The sequence below is a fragment of the Rhizobium sp. AN5 genome, from assembly GCF_900215255.1.
In the GTDB taxonomy this organism is placed as follows: Bacteria; Pseudomonadota; Alphaproteobacteria; order Rhizobiales; family Rhizobiaceae; genus Agrobacterium; species Agrobacterium tumefaciens.
On the sequence record NZ_OCMJ01000003.1, the window covers coordinates 1 to 16,581 of the forward strand.

The following is a 16,581-nucleotide window of genomic DNA, read 5'->3' on the forward strand; positions in this document are numbered from 1 at the left end:
GATTGATCTTGCTGGTTGTGATTGCCGTCTCTACTGTCGAGCTTGGAGAGGCCCTATGACCGCAAAATCTATACCGATTGAAGACCTTCGTTTAGACATCAAAAATCCCCGTATTGCAGACGCCAGCAGTCAGCGTGATGCGCTGCTAAAGATCGTGACCGATCAGGATGTTAAGCTTGTCGCCTTGGCTGAGAGCATTGTGGAAGATGGTCTCAACCCGATGGATCGCTTTCTAGTCATCCCTTCCGACGAGGAGCCAAACAAGTACATTGTACTTGAGGGAAACAGACGGCTGGCGGCGCTTAAAATTCTTCGCAACCCAACCGTGCTTACAGGCATGCAGGTTCGCGGACCCGTTCAGAAGAGGCTTGAGGACTTGGCTGCCACTTTCGACCGTGATGGCCTCGCTGACGCGGATTGCTTCGATATTGTGGCGCGAGAAGACGCTGCAATGTGGATCAACCAGCGCCACACGGGCGAGAACGAAGGGCGTGGCATCGTCGATTGGAGCGGTGTGGCAAGTGCCCGGTTCCGTGGGAACGATCCCGCGCTACAGGCCTTGGATTTTGTCACCATGCGAGGCAATCTGACGGAGGTGGAGCGGGCCAGAATTGCTGAGCGTTTTCCCATCACTACGCTTGATCGCCTGCTCTCAACCCCTGCTGTTCGGGGAATTATTGGCGTAGACATCAAGGGTGGTAAACTACTGAGCGGATTGCCTTTCGCTGAGCTGATCAAACCGCTCCAAAGAATGGTCCGCGACCTTGCGTCGGGTACAGTTACCGTCACTAACCTCAAGCGCCAGCCTCAAATGGTTGCGTACGCAAGCGGTCTGGATGCTGATCTACCAGACCCGACAACTGTATCGAGTTCCATCCTGCCAATTGAAGCCATTCTGCCTCTGGCCTCATCGGCAGCAAGCGGAGCGAGCAACAGTACTAGTACGGCAGGAGGTAGTACCGGCCAAGGTGGAAACACAGGGCAAGGCAGCACTGGTGCTGGCGGATCAGGTGGAGCCGGTGGAAGCAGTGCTGCTGCTAATCCGGGAACAAAAAAGAAATCCGCAAGCCGTGGCCCAGCCCTGATACCTAGGGCGTGCGTCTTGAGGGTAACCAACACAAAGATTGCGGAGGTCACCAAAGAACTTCGGACTTTGCACGTCAAAACGTACCCACACGCCATATCGGTGCTGTTTCGCGTGTTCCTGGAGTTGTCGGTAGATGAATACCTAAAACAGCATGGCATTAGCCTGACGTTAACGGTTCAGGGCGGAAGAATGACCGACAAGAAACTGGCAAAGAAGGTTGATGAGGCAGTGCAGCACATGGTCTCTGCGGGGGCACCAGCGAAAGAGTTTACCGGCATTACCAAAGCACTGTCGGACAAGAGCAATCCGCTACATCCCGATACACTGCATGCCTACGTGCACAACGCCTTCTACTCCCCTACGGAGCGAGATTTGACGGTTGCTTGGGACAACGCACAGCCATTTTTTGAACGGCTTTGGCCATGAGCGCGGATGATGATCGACCGCTGCCAAAGCGTCTTACTCGCTTCACGCCACTTCGCTATCCGGGTGGTAAAGGCAAGCTGGCCGCTTACATCAAAGCTCTGTTGACAGCAAACGACCTGCTGGATGGCGAATACGTCGAGCCGTATGCGGGTGGAGCAGGTATTGCACTTGAATTGCTTCTACAGGAATACGTCCGCCGCATTCATATCAACGATGTGAGTGAATTGGTTCACAGCTTCTGGTGGAGCGTTCTGCATGAGACTGAAGGTCTCAGCCGCTTGATCACGGACACTCCACGAACGGTAGAAGCATGGGACAAGCAGAAGCGCGTTCTAATGAAGCCAGCAGAGTACTCGCAGCTGGAGGTTGGCTTTGCTACGTTTTTCCTGAACCGGACTAATCGCTCAGGAATATTGAACGGTGGTATCATCGGGGGAAGAAACCAGACAGGGCCATGGAAGATCGACGCAAGATACAATGCGAGCGATCTTATTGCGCGCATTAGGGCTATTGCGCAGTTAGGTTCACGCGTGTCGCTGACCAAACTGGACGCCATCGCTTTTCTGAGTGCAGGCAAAGAGGTCTGGCCCCGAAAGACCCTGATATACCTGGACCCTCCATACTATGAGAAGGGTCGCGAACTCTATTACGACTTCTACAACAACGACGACCATGTAGCTGTTGCGGACTATATGCAGAGCGCGATCGTTGACCAGCAATGGATCGTGTCCTACGATAATGTAGAGCCGATCCGAAACATGTACTCTGGTCGCCGCCGTTCCACTTATAGCATCGGGTATAGTGCTCGTGGTAATCGCCAAGGCTCTGAAGTTATGTTCTACTGTGATAGCTTGAAAGCGCCTCCCTTGGTTGGTCCGGTAGTAGTCGCAGAGCAAGCAGAATTTGCATCTGTGTCAAATGTCAGGCCTCTCATTATTAGCCGGATGTAAGTCTTGACCGTGCGATGACGACATTCAGGCGTTTGACCTATAGCAGCAATCACAATACGACGGATTTCTACGAGTGGGTATTTAAGTTGTTTTCTGCAGCTATTTCCCCCTTGGACGGCACGGGTCTGATGCATCAAACTTTCCTTCACGCGTCATATACCATCTCGGCTCCAGACCCGCGTTCTGACACCGCGGACATAAGGCGGAGGTGCGGGCCCTTGTCCGCAAGGGTATATCTTTGCGGACATTGTTTGTTGTTGCAATTTAACGTCCGCAAGGCCTGAATTTAATCACCGGACAGCCGGGGCATCGGATAGAACCCTTTCGGACGCATGAGCAATTTGGAGCGACGGCCACTCTTGAGGTACCATCATCGTAAATCTACGACCTAAATGAAGGCGCATAACCGCTTACTTCAACGATATCGGTCCGCCGGCCTGTTGCCTTGCTCTCTCGAAAACTCCAATGTGGCCCGCGCGAACTGGAGATTGACTGATGAGTCATCGCTTAACGACAGCCATTCGAATTTGCGATGCTGCGAAGGCGGTACTTCGAAAGACGCGCAGTTTTCCCAAGGAGGCCTCTTCCGAGCAAGACGCCACCCTTCGCATGAAGGAAATGGGCGTTGAACCCATGCTACTTGGTCTCGCCATGGAGCTGGCATTGAAAGCGTGGTTCGTTTTCGATTTCGATGACCCTAAACATTCTAAGTCACATGACCTCTCCAAGCTCTTCGGCCAGCTCAAATTCGAAAGCCAAGAAAAGCTGGATCAAGAGTTTAAGAGGTCGATTGCACCGTACCACCCCAACATTTTCTATGTCGATTACGGCATTAAACACGTACTTTATCAGCATAGGAACGCCTTCGTAGATTGGCGCTATATCCATGAGCCTAAATCGACGACATTCGAACCTGGTACTTTCGAAGCGACTCTGGAAATGATTCTCAGTGAATTTGAAAAAAGATACCGCTCCGTACCGGTGATTCCACTGTGGCAGTCCTGACCGCTGTTGGGCGTTCTGTCAGACATAGTCATGATGCGCTATTGACCAAACTGGGCCCGCCGCCTGTAGGAATGGAAGCTTTCAGGAACTGGATACCCTACTCCAAATGATTGGAATGAGGGCGCAATCCAGCCAAGACGGCGATCAACCCAAATCGCCGAGCCGCAGAGACAGAGTTCCCCTTGGGGATGGCTCATCTGCGGTACGCCCTCCGTTATCCAGCGTCGCAATCATATTCTCGTTCGCCGTTACACAGGGCAGGCCCACGCATTCGGCCCTCGGAACGCAATCCTAGAATCCCGATAGCAACAAACTTCAAACCAAACACCGAGCTTCATCTGCTGGACGGAGGGCACTGGCTTATGGAGAAAAACCTCGACGATGTTTCACGGCATACCTGCGCAGGTCTGCGATGGCATCAATGTCATGCCCCTAGCGCCGCCGAACATTGTGCAACGCACAAAATTCGGAGGAATAGGTATGAAATTCGGATTTTTAGATACATATCATCCGAAAAAATTCGTCTAAAACTCTCTCAACTCAAGGAGAGAGACCATGACGGACACGACATCAGAATTTGATGGGTCAACAATTGCCCTGGAGGCCGCCGAGGAACCCGCATGGACCGCTGCGACCTGGTTCGCCGTTCTTTCGATGGCGGCCACCAGTTTTGCGCTGGTATCGGCCGAGTTTCTGCCAGCGGGATTGTTGACGCCCATGGCGCGCGATCTCGGTATTACCGAGGGTACAGCCGGACAGGTTGTTACGGCGACCGCTTCCGTTGGCGCTGTGACTGCGCTGCTGAGCAATGTTCTCATCGGCAAACTAAACCGCAAGACCGTGCTTGTCGGTCTTAGTGCGCTAGCGATCGCCTCCAACATTCTAGCGTCATTTGCTGCCGATTTCTGGCTATTGTTGGTGGGCCGGGCCGGACTGGGCATCGCGCTCAGCGGTTTCTGGGCGCTTTCGGTTGCTGTTGTGGCGCGGCTCGTTGGCGCGAATTCTACCGGGCGCGGCATGGCTATCGTCACCCTCGGCGTTTCGCTCGCCACCATCGCTGCCCCTTCAATGGGCGCCTTGATCAGCGACTGGGTGGGATGGCGCATTGCCATGTCGATGACGGCGGGGCTTGCCGTGATTGCCATGCTGTTGCAGATACTCAGCCTGCCATCTCTGCCGGCAAATACGAGCAACAGTCTTTCCGATGTTTTCAGGCTGACGCGGCGGCGCAGCGTTCAACTGGGGATGCTTGCAATACTGTTGCTGATGACAGGGCATTTTGCCGGCTCGGTCTATGTGCGTCCCTTCCTCGAACAGGTGACGCTGCTTGACACCACGCCGATTGCCCTTGCCCTGCTCGGCTTTGGCGTTGCTTCCGTACTCGGCAATGTGCTGGGGGGCCGGATGGCTGACACCAGTATCCGCCTCGCACTCATCGTTACTGCCGCCCTGATGGCATTTGCGACGATTGCCCTCGTTATCTGGGGTGTTCATACCGGTGCCGCATTTGCTCTCGTCGCCCTTTGGGGCCTTGCCTTCGGCATGGCGCCTGTGGTGCTGCCGACCAACCTTTCCCGCGGCGCACCCGACGCGCTGGAGGCGGCAGGCAGCCTGATGGTCGTTTCCTTTCAGGTGGCCATCAGTATCGGTGCGGTTTTCGGCGGCTATATCGTCGATTCCTACGGTGCTACTGCGCCGCTAGCTCTGACCGCGATACTGGCTGCATCCACGGTCGCTCTGGCCTTGCTGCAGCGTCCAGAGTGATCCTTGCCTTTGTGCGGGATACCTTCAGCAAAAATCCTGCCTGATCTTCCGGATCAGTCAGGACGTTTCATGGAAGAGCAGATTTTCGTTGCGGTCTGGCGCGCTGGACAGGACGTTTGAGCTTTGTTTAGCCGCGCGCGCCCAGTGGGGCGGCACCGGCGGAGGTCTTGCCTGGTCTACGGCTTCATGCGCCAGAGCGGCGGGGCCTCCAGATCACATCCCAACCGGGTGCGGTGCTTTTGCATCGCTGAAATTCCCGGTTTCGGCAGCAGGATGTGGAACCCTATCGTGGTTGACCGAAATGGCTCGATCTCGTTGGAGATCAAGCCACTTCCGTAGTCTTCGATGCAAACGAATTTGTAATCAATGAGCGAGCCACTACTGCCGCAGAGGCTCGCTCTTTTCACGCGCACTGGTTACTTCCGGTAGGCGAGCCCACCCCAGATGCGGCCTTCGTCTCTGTGTCGGCCGCCGTGCACTGCGCCGATATAAGCAGCAGCAGCGGAAACGAGTGCAGAAGCCGCCAGCAGGAACGCTGTCAGAATGCCCGCGATACGCGCTTTTTCAGCGGCATCGGCAGCCTTGTTCTTGGCGTCTTCCAAAGCCTTCTGCGCTTCCGCCTTCACGGCCTCGACCTGCTTCTGAGCTTCATCCACCTTTTTCTGGGCTTCCGCCCTGACTGCCTGCACGCGCGCAACCGTCTCGTTTACCCGTGTCTGCGCATCGGCCTGGCTGATGCTTGTACGGGCTGCAATCTGGTTGGTGAGCCAGGTTTTGTCAGCATCGGAAATCTGGCCGGTTGCGAGAAGATTACCGAGAATGCCGCTGATTTGCCGCTGATAGTCGCCGGCGCTTTGATCAGCCGGGACAGGAGTGGTGGGAGCATCGGTTCTCAGAAGCGTATCGGTGAAGTAGTCGATAGGATTGGTCTTCAAGCCTTGCGGCAGCATCTGCTCTATGCTTGGCGCCGCCGCCTGACCGGCACCCTGTGCGAGGCCGCCTGCAGCACTGCCAGCGCCGGAGATGATACCGCCAGCCAGCTGGCCTGCGCCCTGTACTGCGCTTCCCACGGCTGAGCCGGTTGCCTCTACGGCAGTTTGTGCAACACTGCCGACAGCTTTGGCTCCACCGGACAATACGCCAAGGGCGAGGAACGCGGAAACAACCGTTCCGAGGCCCCACACCACCAGGCCATTCACACCGTCGCGAACGGTCAGTTCGTTTCTATCGGCAGCGCCGGCGGGCCGCCGCATCCGGCCGGCAATATAGCCACCCAGCATATAGGAGCCGACCATGGAGATGATGACAAAGAGCCCGGTGATAATGAGCCAGACTGTACTGATGTCGCCACCATCGTCCGCTGAAATTGAACTCAGGCCAAGGCCGCCTGCGAATGCGGTGAGGATAGCCATGGCTCCCGAGGAGATTACCGCGCCGGCAAAAATTGCGGGCCAGTCGACATAGCTGCGGTTTGGATTCGTCTCGATACCAATTGGATCAACCATCAGCGTAACCCCAGCAATGAGAGAATAAACAGGACAACGACGACGAGGCCGACTAGATAGATGATGGAATTCATGCGATCTCCTCCGAATGGACGATCAATCCTCCGCGTAGCGGTGATTATATGCAGTGAGACATGCGAGCTGATTGCTCCTTCACCAAACTCGCCGCGCTCCAAAAAGTTTCACAACCAGTCATTGACGCAGGACGATTTTAAAAAATGTCGGCTCTCCGTAGCGCGACGCAGGCGTCCCGGATGTATGGCGACCTGCACCCGTCGGCCGGGACGATTTGCAATGGTTGGCCGTTGAATGAGGTGTAGTGCTGTATGGCGATCATGGGGAATGGAGGTTTCATCAAGTATGATCCACTATATGGACCTTAAAGGCGCGCAAATTAACTGCATAAATCCGTCTATTTACTGTTGATTTCGTGAAATATCCTGTGTATCCCGGATACATGGTTTTGTAACGGTCCATATTGTGGAGGCAATATCCCGATACATTCAGACCTTTGGAGGGGTCTGGCCTGTCTGGCAACAACAGCTATCCTGATGTCGCGGTCGTGGCACGGACATCCTGTTTTGCCGACACCTTTGTTGCGAAGGTTGTTCTGTGGGAGAGGAGGCCCCGATGACCATGACCGCAAACGCGAATGACGACGTATTTGTACTCGATGGCGAACTGTTGCACACCGGGCCGGTAACAGGCTCGTGGTTCATGCGCCCTATCGAGGCAGTGGCGGCGGTGCTGCTGGCGGTGATGATCGGCCTGCTTGTGCTGGGCGTGACGTCACGTTATGCCCTGCATCTGCCGATTGTCTGGATCGATGAAACGGCGTCCTTGTGCTTTCTGTGGTTTGCCATGCTGGGCGCGGCAATCGCCATCGATCGCAGTGAACACCTGCGCCTCACGCTGTTTCTCAACATGTTCCCGCAACGTGTTCTGGGCTATATCAATTCCCTGGCACTGGTGCTGGTGGCGACATTTCTTGCCGCAATCATCAAGCCCGCCATGGAATACGCCATCGAGGAGTGGGTGGTCACGTCAGCGGCGCTGAATATTCCGATGTCGTTTCGCGCTGCGGCGCTGCCGGTCGGCGCCTGTCTCATGCTGCTTTTGGTGCTCAACAATCTCTTCCGACGAGAAAATCTGCGCGATATCATTGCGGCCCTTGTAACGGTCGCGGTTGCCTCCGGTCTGCTCTATCTGGCATCGCCGATGCTGGAATCCCTCGGCAATTTCAATCTGGCGATCTTCCTCGGCCTGTTCGTTGCGGTATTTCTGGTGCTGGGCGTTCCGATTGCCTTCTGCTTCGGCCTTGGAACCCTCGCCTATCTGACCTTCACCACCTGGGTTCCGACCATTGTGATGATCGGGCGCATGGATGAGGGCATGTCCGGCATCATTCTGCTGTCAGTGCCAGTCTTCGTGCTGCTCGGCTGCGTGCTCGATGCAACCGGCATGGGTAAGGCGATTGTCGAGCTTCTGTCCTCGATGTTCGGCCACATTCGCGCGGGCATGTCCTATGTTCTGCTCGGTTCGCTATTTCTTGTCTCCGGCATTTCCGGCTCCAAGGTTTCTGATATGGCAACCGTCGCACCGGCGCTGTTTCCGGAAATGAAGCGCCGTGGCCACAAACCCAAGGAAATGATCGCGCTTCTGGCCACCGGCGCCGCCATGGCCGATACGGTTCCGCCCTCAATCGTGCTGATCGTTCTGGGTTCGGCGGCAGGTGTGTCTATTGCCGGCCTCTTCACCTCCGGTTTCATGATTGCAATGGTACTGCTTCTGGTGCTGGCCGTTCTGGCCCGCTGGAAGGCGCGGGATGAAAACATGGAAGGCGCAAAGCGCACGCCATGGCCGCAGGTCGGCAAGGCAGCCCTGATTGCCGCACCGGCGCTCGTTCTGCCCTTCCTCATCCGCAGCCTGGTGGGCGGCGGTGTCGCCACGGCAACCGAAGTATCCACTATTGCCGTGCTCTACGCCATGATCGTCGGCGCGGTGCTTTATGGCGGCATCAGCCTCAGGAAGCTTTATTCGATGCTGGTCGAGACGGCAGCACTTTCAGGGGCGATCCTGCTGATCCTCGGCTGTGCATCGGCCATGGCCTGGGGGCTGACACAGAGCGGCTTTGCTTTCCAGCTGACCGCGATGATTACCGATCTTCCGGGCGGCTGGATGACCTACATGGTCGTGTCGATCGTGATTTTCATGATCCTGGGCTGCGTCCTGGAAGGACTGCCGGCGATCGTTCTGCTCGCGCCGATCATGTTCCCGATCGCCCGCACGCTTGGCATCAATGACATCCATTATTCGATGGTCGTGGTGGTCGCCATGAATATCGGCCTGATGGCGCCGCCCATCGGTATCGGCTTTTACATCGCCTGCAAGATCGGCAACGTGTCGCCGGACGAAGCCATGGGTGCCATCTGGCCCTATCTCGCAGCCATGATCATCGGCCTGCTGCTGATTGCAGCAATCCCCGGATTTTCGACCATTCTGCTCTGAGACCGTGGCGGGTCCGCCCGCCACGCCGATGAATGATACCTGCTTTATTTTGGGAGGAGAAAGCAATGAATATCAACAGACGTACCATACTCGCCGGCGCCGGTTCCGCCGTACTGGCCACCGCCTTCGTGTCGCGCGCCCGCGCTGCCCAATACAATTACAAATATGCCAATAATCTGCCTGCGGCGCACCCGATGAACATTCGCGCCAAGGAGGCCGCCGAGCGTATCGCCAAAGAGACCGATGGGCAGGTCAATATCAGCATCTTCCCCAGCAGCCAGCTGGGTGCCGACACGGACGTTTTGAGCCAGGTGCGCTCTGGAGGCGTTGAATTCTTCACGCTTTCGCCGCTGATCCTGTCGACGCTGGTACCGAACGCATCCATCAGCGGCATCGGTTTCGCCTTCCCGAACTACGAGTCCGTATGGGCGGCCATGGATGGAGATCTCGGTAAATATGTCCGTGGTGAAATTGCCAAGCAGAATCTCGTTGCCATGGACACAATCTGGGATAACGGCTTCCGCCAGATCACCAGCGCGTCCAAGCCCATCGCCACGCCGGCCGATCTCGAAAGCTTCAAAATCCGTGTGCCGGTGAGCCCGCTCTGGACCTCTATGTTCAAGGCGTTCAAGTCGGCCCCTGCCTCGATCAATTTCGCAGAGGTCTATACCGCGCTGCAGACCGGTGTGGTCGATGGTCAGGAAAATCCGCTGGCGATTATTTCCACCGCAAAGCTGTTCGAAGTGCAGAAATTCTGCTCGGTCACCAATCACATGTGGGACGGGTTCTGGTTCCTGGCCAACAAGCGCGCCTGGGAGCGTTTGCCGGATGACCTGCGCGCCATCGTCGCCAAAAACCTCAACCAGTCGGGCAAGGATGAACGCGCCGATGTGGCGAAGCTCAATGCCTCGGTCAAGGAAGATCTGGTTTCCAAGGGCATGACCTTCAACGACACGGATGCGACACTCTTCCGCGCCGCGCTGAAAGAGGCAGGCTTCTATTCCGAGTGGAAGGGCAAATACGGCGATGAAGCCTGGGCCATTCTTGAAAAGGCCGTTGGTGCAAGCCTGACCTGACCGGCCCGTTGAGTAACTGGCCCCGCACGTAGCGGGGCCAACCCGACTATGTCTGACGATTGGAATGGAGACTGCTTTGACAGGTCGCCTGACGGGAAAACGCGCGCTTGTGTTTGGCGCAGGATCATCGGGGCCGGGTTTTGGCAACGGCAAGGCTGCGGCCGTGCAATTTGCCCGCGAAGGCGCGCGCGTAGCCTGTGTCGATCTCTCCGCTGACGCAGCCGAAGAGACGGCTGAGATCATTCGCGGCGAAGGCTTGGAGGCTATTGCAGTTGCCGCCGATGTCACTGAACTACAGTCCATATCGGCCACCGTTGCCCGCACCTGCGAGGCCTTTGGTGGCATCGATATTCTGCACAATAATGTCGGCGTGACCCATATGGGCGGGCCGGTTGAGCTGGATGAGGAAAGCTTTCGCGCCTCGGTGGATCTCAATATCGGCTCCGTTTATCGCACCTCCAAGGCTGTGTTGCCGCTGATGTTGGCGCAGGGCGGCGGGGCCATCGTTAATATCTCGTCGCTCGCCTCCATTCGCTGGACCGGCTATCCCTATTTTGCCTATTACGCCATGAAGGCAGCTGTAAATCAGGCGACTGTGGCGCTGGCCATGCAATATGCCCGGCAGGGCATTCGCGCCAATTGCATTCTTCCGGGAATGATCGACACCCCACTGATCTACAAGCAGATCAGCAATCAATATGCGTCTGTCGAGGAGATGGTGGCGGCGCGCAATGCGGCTGTCCCGGTTGGCCGCATGGGCGATGCCTTCGATATTGCCCGCGCCGCCGTTTTTCTCGCATCTGATGAGGCTAAGTTCATCACTGGCGTCTGTTTGCCGGTCGATGGCGGGCAAAGCTGTGCGGTGGGGGCGTTTTCCTGAGATGGCAACAACAACAACGATCCCGGTAGAAAACGATTTGACGGGCGCGCGCGCGGTGGACCGGGCTCTGGCGCTGCTCTCCATGGTCGGGAGGCACGCGGAACGCGGCGTGGCGCTTTCGGTCATCGTGACAGAAAGCGGACTGAACAAGCCGACGGCCCGCCGCCTGCTGCTGGCTCTGATCCGCGCCGGCCTTGTGGAGCAGGATGAGGAAACGCGGCGTTATTACCTCGGCGAAGAAACCTATGTGCTGGGCAGCCTGTCATCGCGCCGGTTTGGCCTTCTTCAAATGGCGCAGGACGGCCTGACGCGCATTTCCCGCCGCTCGGAGGATTCTAGCTTCCTTTCCGTGCGCCGTGATACATTTGCCCTGTGCCTTTACCGAGAAGAAGGCACCTGGCCGGTGCGCACCCATGCGCTTCAGGCCGGTTTCGAACACCCGTTGGGTATTGGTGCGGGTTCGCTCGCCATGCTGGCGGCGCTGCCAGACGCCGAGGTGGAAAGTATCATTGCGGCCAATAGCGGGCTGATTGCCGCTAATTATCCTGGCATAACGCTTGAGGGCCTGCGCCGTGATGTCGAGTTGACGAGAGCCAATGGCTATTCGCTCAACCCCGGCCTGATCCTTTCCAATTCCTGGGGTATTGGCGTTGCCATCCGCGCGCCTGATGGCGCGGTAGCGGGAGCGTTGAGCATTGCCGCTGTGGACAGCCGCATGCGGCCGGAGCGCCAGCCGGAACTGGCAGCGCTGCTGCGCGAGGAAGTAACCCGCATCGAGACACGCATCGCAGAAATGATGGCCAGCCGAGCCCGCACGCGCGGTGAAGGCGACACGAAACGGCAAACGAGGAGAACGAGCAAATGAGCAAAGCGCAGATCGTCGGCTGGGCGCATTCGCCTTTCGGCAAGTCGGCCCTTGAAAATACCGAGCAACTGATGGCTTCGGTCGTGGCGCCGGCCATAGACCATTCGGGCGTCGATGTCACCGATATCGACGGCATTTTCGTCGGCGTGATGAACAATGGCTTCTCGAAACAGGATTTTCAGGGCGCCCTGGTAGCGATGGGGGATGAGCGCCTCGCCTATACGCCCGCAGTGCGTTTCGAAAATGCCTGCTCAACAGGATCGGCCGCCCTCTACAGCGCCATGGACTTCATCGAAGCCGGGCGCGGCCGCATCGCACTTGTTGTCGGCGCCGAAAAAATGACGGCGCTGCCGACCGCAGATGTGGGCGAAATCCTGCTCTCCGCCTGCTACCGTGCGGAGGAGGCCAATATTCCCGGCGGGTTTGCCGGCCAGTTCGGCCGCATCGCCCAGGCATATTTTCAACGTTATGGCGACCGCTCCGAAGAGCTGGCGATGATTGCCGCAAAGAACCACGCCAATGGCGCGGTCAATCCCTATGCCCATATGCGCAAGGATTTCGGCTTCGATTTCTGCAATACGGTTTCGGACAAGAACCCCTACGTCGCAGGCCCGCTGCGCCGCACCGACTGCTCGCTGATTTCTGATGGCGCTGCCGCGATCATTTTGGCCGACGAGGAAACGGCAGCCACACTCAACCGCGCCATCGGTTTCCGGGGCCGCAAGCATGTCAACGACATCATGGCATTGAGCCGTCGCGATCCGTTGGCCTTCGAAGGCGCGCGCCGCGCCTGGGCCGGCTCGCTGGAACTTGCCGGCGCAACGCTCGACGACCTCTCTTTCGTTGAAACGCACGACTGCTTCACCATTGCCGAACTTATCGAATATGAGGCCATGGGGCTTGCGAAGCCCGGTGAAGGATATCGCGTTGTCCAGGATGGAACGGCGCTGAAGACCGGACGCCTGCCAATCAACCCATCGGGTGGATTGAAATCGAAAGGTCATCCCGTCGGAGCGACCGGCGTTTCCATGCATGTCATGGCGGCGATGCAATTGATGGGCGAGGCAGGCGACATGCAAATTCCCAATGCCTCCCTAGCTGGCGTGTTCAACATGGGGGGCACGGCGGTTGCCAATTACGTCTCGATCATGGAGCGTGTGAAATGACGACGCAAAGTGCCGTGCAGCATCCCGCGGGCGGGGTCGCGCCCTCCACCACGCGGGTGATGAACCTCTCGCATTTCCTGACGCAGGCGGCACGCCGCAACCCGGACCATATCGGTTTCGTCTGGGGTGAAAAGACTTGGAGCTGGGCTCAAATGGAAGCCCGCGTCGACGCCATGGCCCATGCGCTGGAGACTGAATTCAACGTCAGAAAGGGGGACCGCATTCTGGTGCAGTCCTCCAACAACAACCAGATGTTCGAATCCATGTTCGCATGCTTCCGCGTGGGTGCTGTGTGGGTGCCGACCAATTACCGTCAATCGCCCGATGAAGTTGCCTATCTGGCGAAGGCCAGCGGCGCACGCGGCATGATTTGCGCCAGTGCTTTTCCCGATCATGCAAAAGCCAGCCATGAGGCAAGCACTATCGATTTCAGCATCGCCATCGGCACGGCAGAGTTCGGTGAGGATTACGATGCCATCGTGGCCCGTCATATGGGGCACAAAGTCAAAAGCCAGGCAGTGGATCGGGATGACCCGTGTTGGTTCTTCTTCACCTCAGGCACCACCGGCCGGCCCAAGGCTGCAGTGCTTACCCATGGCCAGATGGCGTTCGTCATCACCAACCATCTCTGCGATCTGATGCCCGGCACCGGACCGGACGACGCCTCCATCGTCGTTGCCCCGCTTTCACACGGTGCGGGCATTCACCAGCTGGTGCAGGTGGCGCATGGCGCGAAAACCGTCCTGCCGGCGGCGGAAAAGCTCGATGTGCCCGCCGTCTGGGCGCTGATCGAAAAATGGCGCATCACCAACGCCTTCACTGTACCGACCATCCTTAAAATGCTCGTCGAAGACCCCTCTGTGGATCGTTTCGATCACTCCTCGCTGCGCTATGTCATCTATGCCGGCGCGCCGATGTATCGCGCGGACCAGAAACGGGCGCTTGCAAAGCTCGGCCCGGTGCTGGTCCAATATTTCGGCCTGGGTGAAGTCACCGGTAACATCACCGTGCTGCCGCCTTCTTTTCATAACGCCGAGGACGGTCCGGAAACGCGCATCGGCACCTGCGGCTTCGACCGCACCGCCATGGAAGTGCAGATCCAGAACGATGCTGGCGAGGAGGTTGGCGCAGGCGAAACCGGCGAAATTTGTGTAATCGGTCCCGCCGTTTTCGCCGGCTACTACGATAATCCCGAGGCAAATGCCAAAGCCTTCCGCAATGGCTGGTTCCGCACGGGCGACCTTGGTCATCGCGATGAGAACGGCTTCCTCTACATCACCGGGCGCGCCTCCGACATGTATATTTCCGGCGGCTCGAACATCTATCCGCGTGAAATCGAGGAAAAAATCCTCATGCACCCTGACATCAGCGAGACTGCGGTTCTGGGTGTTCCGGACGCGGTGTGGGGCGAGGTCGGTGTGGCCGTGTGCGTGGCCCGCGAGGGCGCGGATATCGCCGCCATCGATCTGAAGGCCTATCTGGAAGGCAAGATGGCCCGCTACAAGCTGCCGAAATCAGTGGTGTTCTGGGATGCCATGCCGAAATCCGCCTACGGCAAGATCACCAAGAAAATGATCCGCGAGGAACTGGAGAAACGCGGTCAGATGCCGACTTTCGAAGAAAAGCGGACAGGCTGACAGGCGTGACATTCAATCGGGAGGAGACGGCATGACACAAGAGAAGACAGGGACAAAAGGGGCTGTCGCGATCACCGGCGGTGCATCCGGCATCGGCTTTTCCACTGCGCAGCTCCTGATGGCGCGCGGCTGGCAGCCATGGTTGCTGGATCTCAAGCGCGAGGCGCTGGATATAGCCTGCGAAAAGCTCGGTATCGATCTCTCGCGCGGCATCGTCTGCAATGTTGCGGACGAGGCATCGATAGAGATGGCTTTCGCCGCCCTGACGGCTAACGGTGCCGATCATGCGGTTGATCTGGTCGCCGTCGTCAACAGCGCCGGCATCGGTATCGACAAGCTGTCCGTCGACACAAGCGTCGAAGAATTTCGCCGTATCGTTGATGTCAATCTCGTCGGCAGCTTCGCGGTAGCGCGCACTGCCGCACGTTACTGGCTGGAGCGCGATATTGCCGGCTCGATCGTGAATATCAGCTCTGTTTCCGGCATGTGTGGAAATCGTGGCCGCAGCGCCTATGGCGCTTCGAAGGGCGGCGTCAATCTTCTGACGATGGTAATGGCAAACGAGCTGGGGCAATCAGGCATTCGTGTCAATGCGATTGCTCCCGGTCCGGTCGATACCCCCCTCACCCAGGCGGTTCATACCGAAAATGTTCGCGACCAATGGCATAGCCGTGTTCCCATGCATCGCTATGGCAGGACGGACGAGATCGCTTCTGCCGTGGCTTTCCTCGTGTCGGATGACGCAAGCTACATCAACGGACAGGTGCTTGCCGTGGATGGGGGCTTCATTACCGCAGGGCTTGCGGTATGACGGAGACAGGCACGCAAGGGCTTCCCCGCCACATCGTCCATCCCGGACCGATAACGCCTGAACGCTTTCGCGCCGTCGGCTGCCATGCCTATCCTGTTACTCTGACGGTCCGGTCCGGCGTAAGCGCCAACGAAGCGATTGCCGATGCCTTTGCGGAGTTGGGGTTCGAAGGTGGTTACGTCAGACTGAAGAACGTACCGATGAAACGGTTGCATTATGTCATGCCGGCAGCCGCACCGGATGACGCACATGCCGCATGGTATAGCGAAACCTTTTCCATGCCGGGTGGCACGATCATCGATGCCGGCCTGCATATGGGCCGGCGCGATAACGCGCCGTTTCTGCACTGCCATGGTTCATGGAAGAGTGCCGACGGCGTTGTGTCCATGGGGCATCTGCTGCCTTTCGAAACCGAATTTGCTATAGAAACACCGCTTGAAGCTTTGGCGCTGGATGGAGCGATCCTCGATGTGCAACAGGATGAGGAAACCAATTTCCCCCTTTTCACACCCATCGCGCAACAGCGCCACCAAAAGGGTTCGGGTCTTCGGGCACTTTTATGCACAGTGCGCCCCAATACCGATATATGCACGGCACTCGAAGAGGCCTCTGCCGAGTTTGGAATGCGAGAAGCCGAAGTCAATGGAATCGGCAGCCTGATCGGTGCGGATTATGAAGACGGAACAAGCCTCACTGCCTACGCGAGCGAAATCCTCATAAGCAACGGCCGTATCGGCACGGCCGCCTCCGTAGACCGACAGGCAATGCTGGATATTGCGATGGTGGACCTCACCACACATATCAGCGGCGGGCGGCTGGTACGCGGCAAAAACCCGGTCTGCGTTACTTTCGAGCTACTTCTGACCGAAAGACAGGGGCGCGCCGCATGAGTTGCACTGCG

Annotated in this window: 13 protein-coding genes; 12 read left to right on the forward strand and 1 reads right to left on the reverse strand. The window is 57.6% G+C overall.

The annotated features are described in order from the left end of the window. Positions 1-55: 55 nt before the first annotated feature. The 4 genes from CRP02_RS03490 (at position 56) to CRP02_RS03505 (ending at position 5,232) form a co-directional block, all read left to right on the forward strand. Positions 56-1,513 (forward strand): hypothetical protein, encoded by a 1,458-nt coding sequence (locus CRP02_RS03490; protein WP_097170281.1) that lies wholly within the window; start codon positions 56-58, stop codon positions 1,511-1,513. Further along, positions 1,510-2,463: a DNA adenine methylase gene (locus CRP02_RS03495; protein WP_097170282.1), complete on the forward strand. Its 954-nt coding sequence runs from the start codon at positions 1,510-1,512 to the stop codon at positions 2,461-2,463. Before CRP02_RS03490 ends, CRP02_RS03495 begins: the two co-directional genes overlap by 4 nt. A gap of 495 nt (positions 2,464-2,958) precedes the next feature. Continuing rightward, on the forward strand, positions 2,959-3,468 hold the full coding sequence (locus CRP02_RS03500) for a hypothetical protein (protein WP_097170283.1): 510 nt from the start codon (positions 2,959-2,961) through the stop codon (positions 3,466-3,468). 555 nt (positions 3,469-4,023) lie between these two features. Further along, positions 4,024-5,232, forward strand: a complete 1,209-nt coding sequence (locus tag CRP02_RS03505; protein ID WP_097170284.1) for an MFS transporter — start codon at positions 4,024-4,026, stop codon at positions 5,230-5,232. Positions 5,233-5,648: 416 nt separating this feature from the next. Here the strand turns inward: CRP02_RS03505 and CRP02_RS03515 are convergent, their stop codons facing one another. Then, a complete protein-coding gene (locus tag CRP02_RS03515) occupies positions 5,649-6,737 on the reverse strand; it encodes a hypothetical protein (RefSeq protein ID WP_097170286.1) in 1,089 nt (362 codons plus the stop codon). Positions 6,738-7,367: 630 nt separating this feature from the next. Here CRP02_RS03515 and CRP02_RS03520 point away from each other — a divergent pair. From CRP02_RS03520 to CRP02_RS03555, 8 genes are all read left to right on the forward strand, one after another. After that, positions 7,368-9,245, forward strand: coding sequence for a TRAP transporter large permease subunit (locus CRP02_RS03520; RefSeq protein ID WP_097170287.1), 1,878 nt, complete (start codon positions 7,368-7,370; stop codon positions 9,243-9,245). A gap of 65 nt (positions 9,246-9,310) precedes the next feature. Beyond that, positions 9,311-10,321, forward strand: a complete 1,011-nt coding sequence (locus tag CRP02_RS03525) for a TRAP transporter substrate-binding protein (protein ID WP_097170288.1) — start codon at positions 9,311-9,313, stop codon at positions 10,319-10,321. Positions 10,322-10,397: 76 nt separating this feature from the next. Beyond that, positions 10,398-11,201 (forward strand): SDR family NAD(P)-dependent oxidoreductase, encoded by an 804-nt coding sequence (locus CRP02_RS03530; RefSeq protein WP_179783928.1) that lies wholly within the window; start codon positions 10,398-10,400, stop codon positions 11,199-11,201. A gap of 1 nt (position 11,202) precedes the next feature. Further along, positions 11,203-12,066, forward strand: coding sequence for an IclR family transcriptional regulator (locus tag CRP02_RS03535; protein WP_097170290.1), 864 nt, complete (start codon positions 11,203-11,205; stop codon positions 12,064-12,066). After that, a complete protein-coding gene (locus CRP02_RS03540; RefSeq protein ID WP_097170291.1) occupies positions 12,063-13,232 on the forward strand; it encodes an acetyl-CoA acetyltransferase in 1,170 nt (389 codons plus the stop codon). Before CRP02_RS03535 ends, CRP02_RS03540 begins: the two co-directional genes overlap by 4 nt. Continuing rightward, positions 13,229-14,869: an acyl-CoA synthetase gene (locus CRP02_RS03545; protein WP_097170292.1), complete on the forward strand. Its 1,641-nt coding sequence runs from the start codon at positions 13,229-13,231 to the stop codon at positions 14,867-14,869. Before CRP02_RS03540 ends, CRP02_RS03545 begins: the two co-directional genes overlap by 4 nt. A gap of 31 nt (positions 14,870-14,900) precedes the next feature. Beyond that, positions 14,901-15,680 (forward strand): SDR family NAD(P)-dependent oxidoreductase, encoded by a 780-nt coding sequence (locus tag CRP02_RS03550; protein ID WP_065688961.1) that lies wholly within the window; start codon positions 14,901-14,903, stop codon positions 15,678-15,680. Beyond that, entirely contained in the window at positions 15,677-16,570 is an 894-nt protein-coding gene (locus CRP02_RS03555; RefSeq protein WP_097170293.1) for a DUF296 domain-containing protein, read from the forward strand. Before CRP02_RS03550 ends, CRP02_RS03555 begins: the two co-directional genes overlap by 4 nt. The last annotated feature ends 11 nt before the right edge of the window (positions 16,571-16,581 follow it).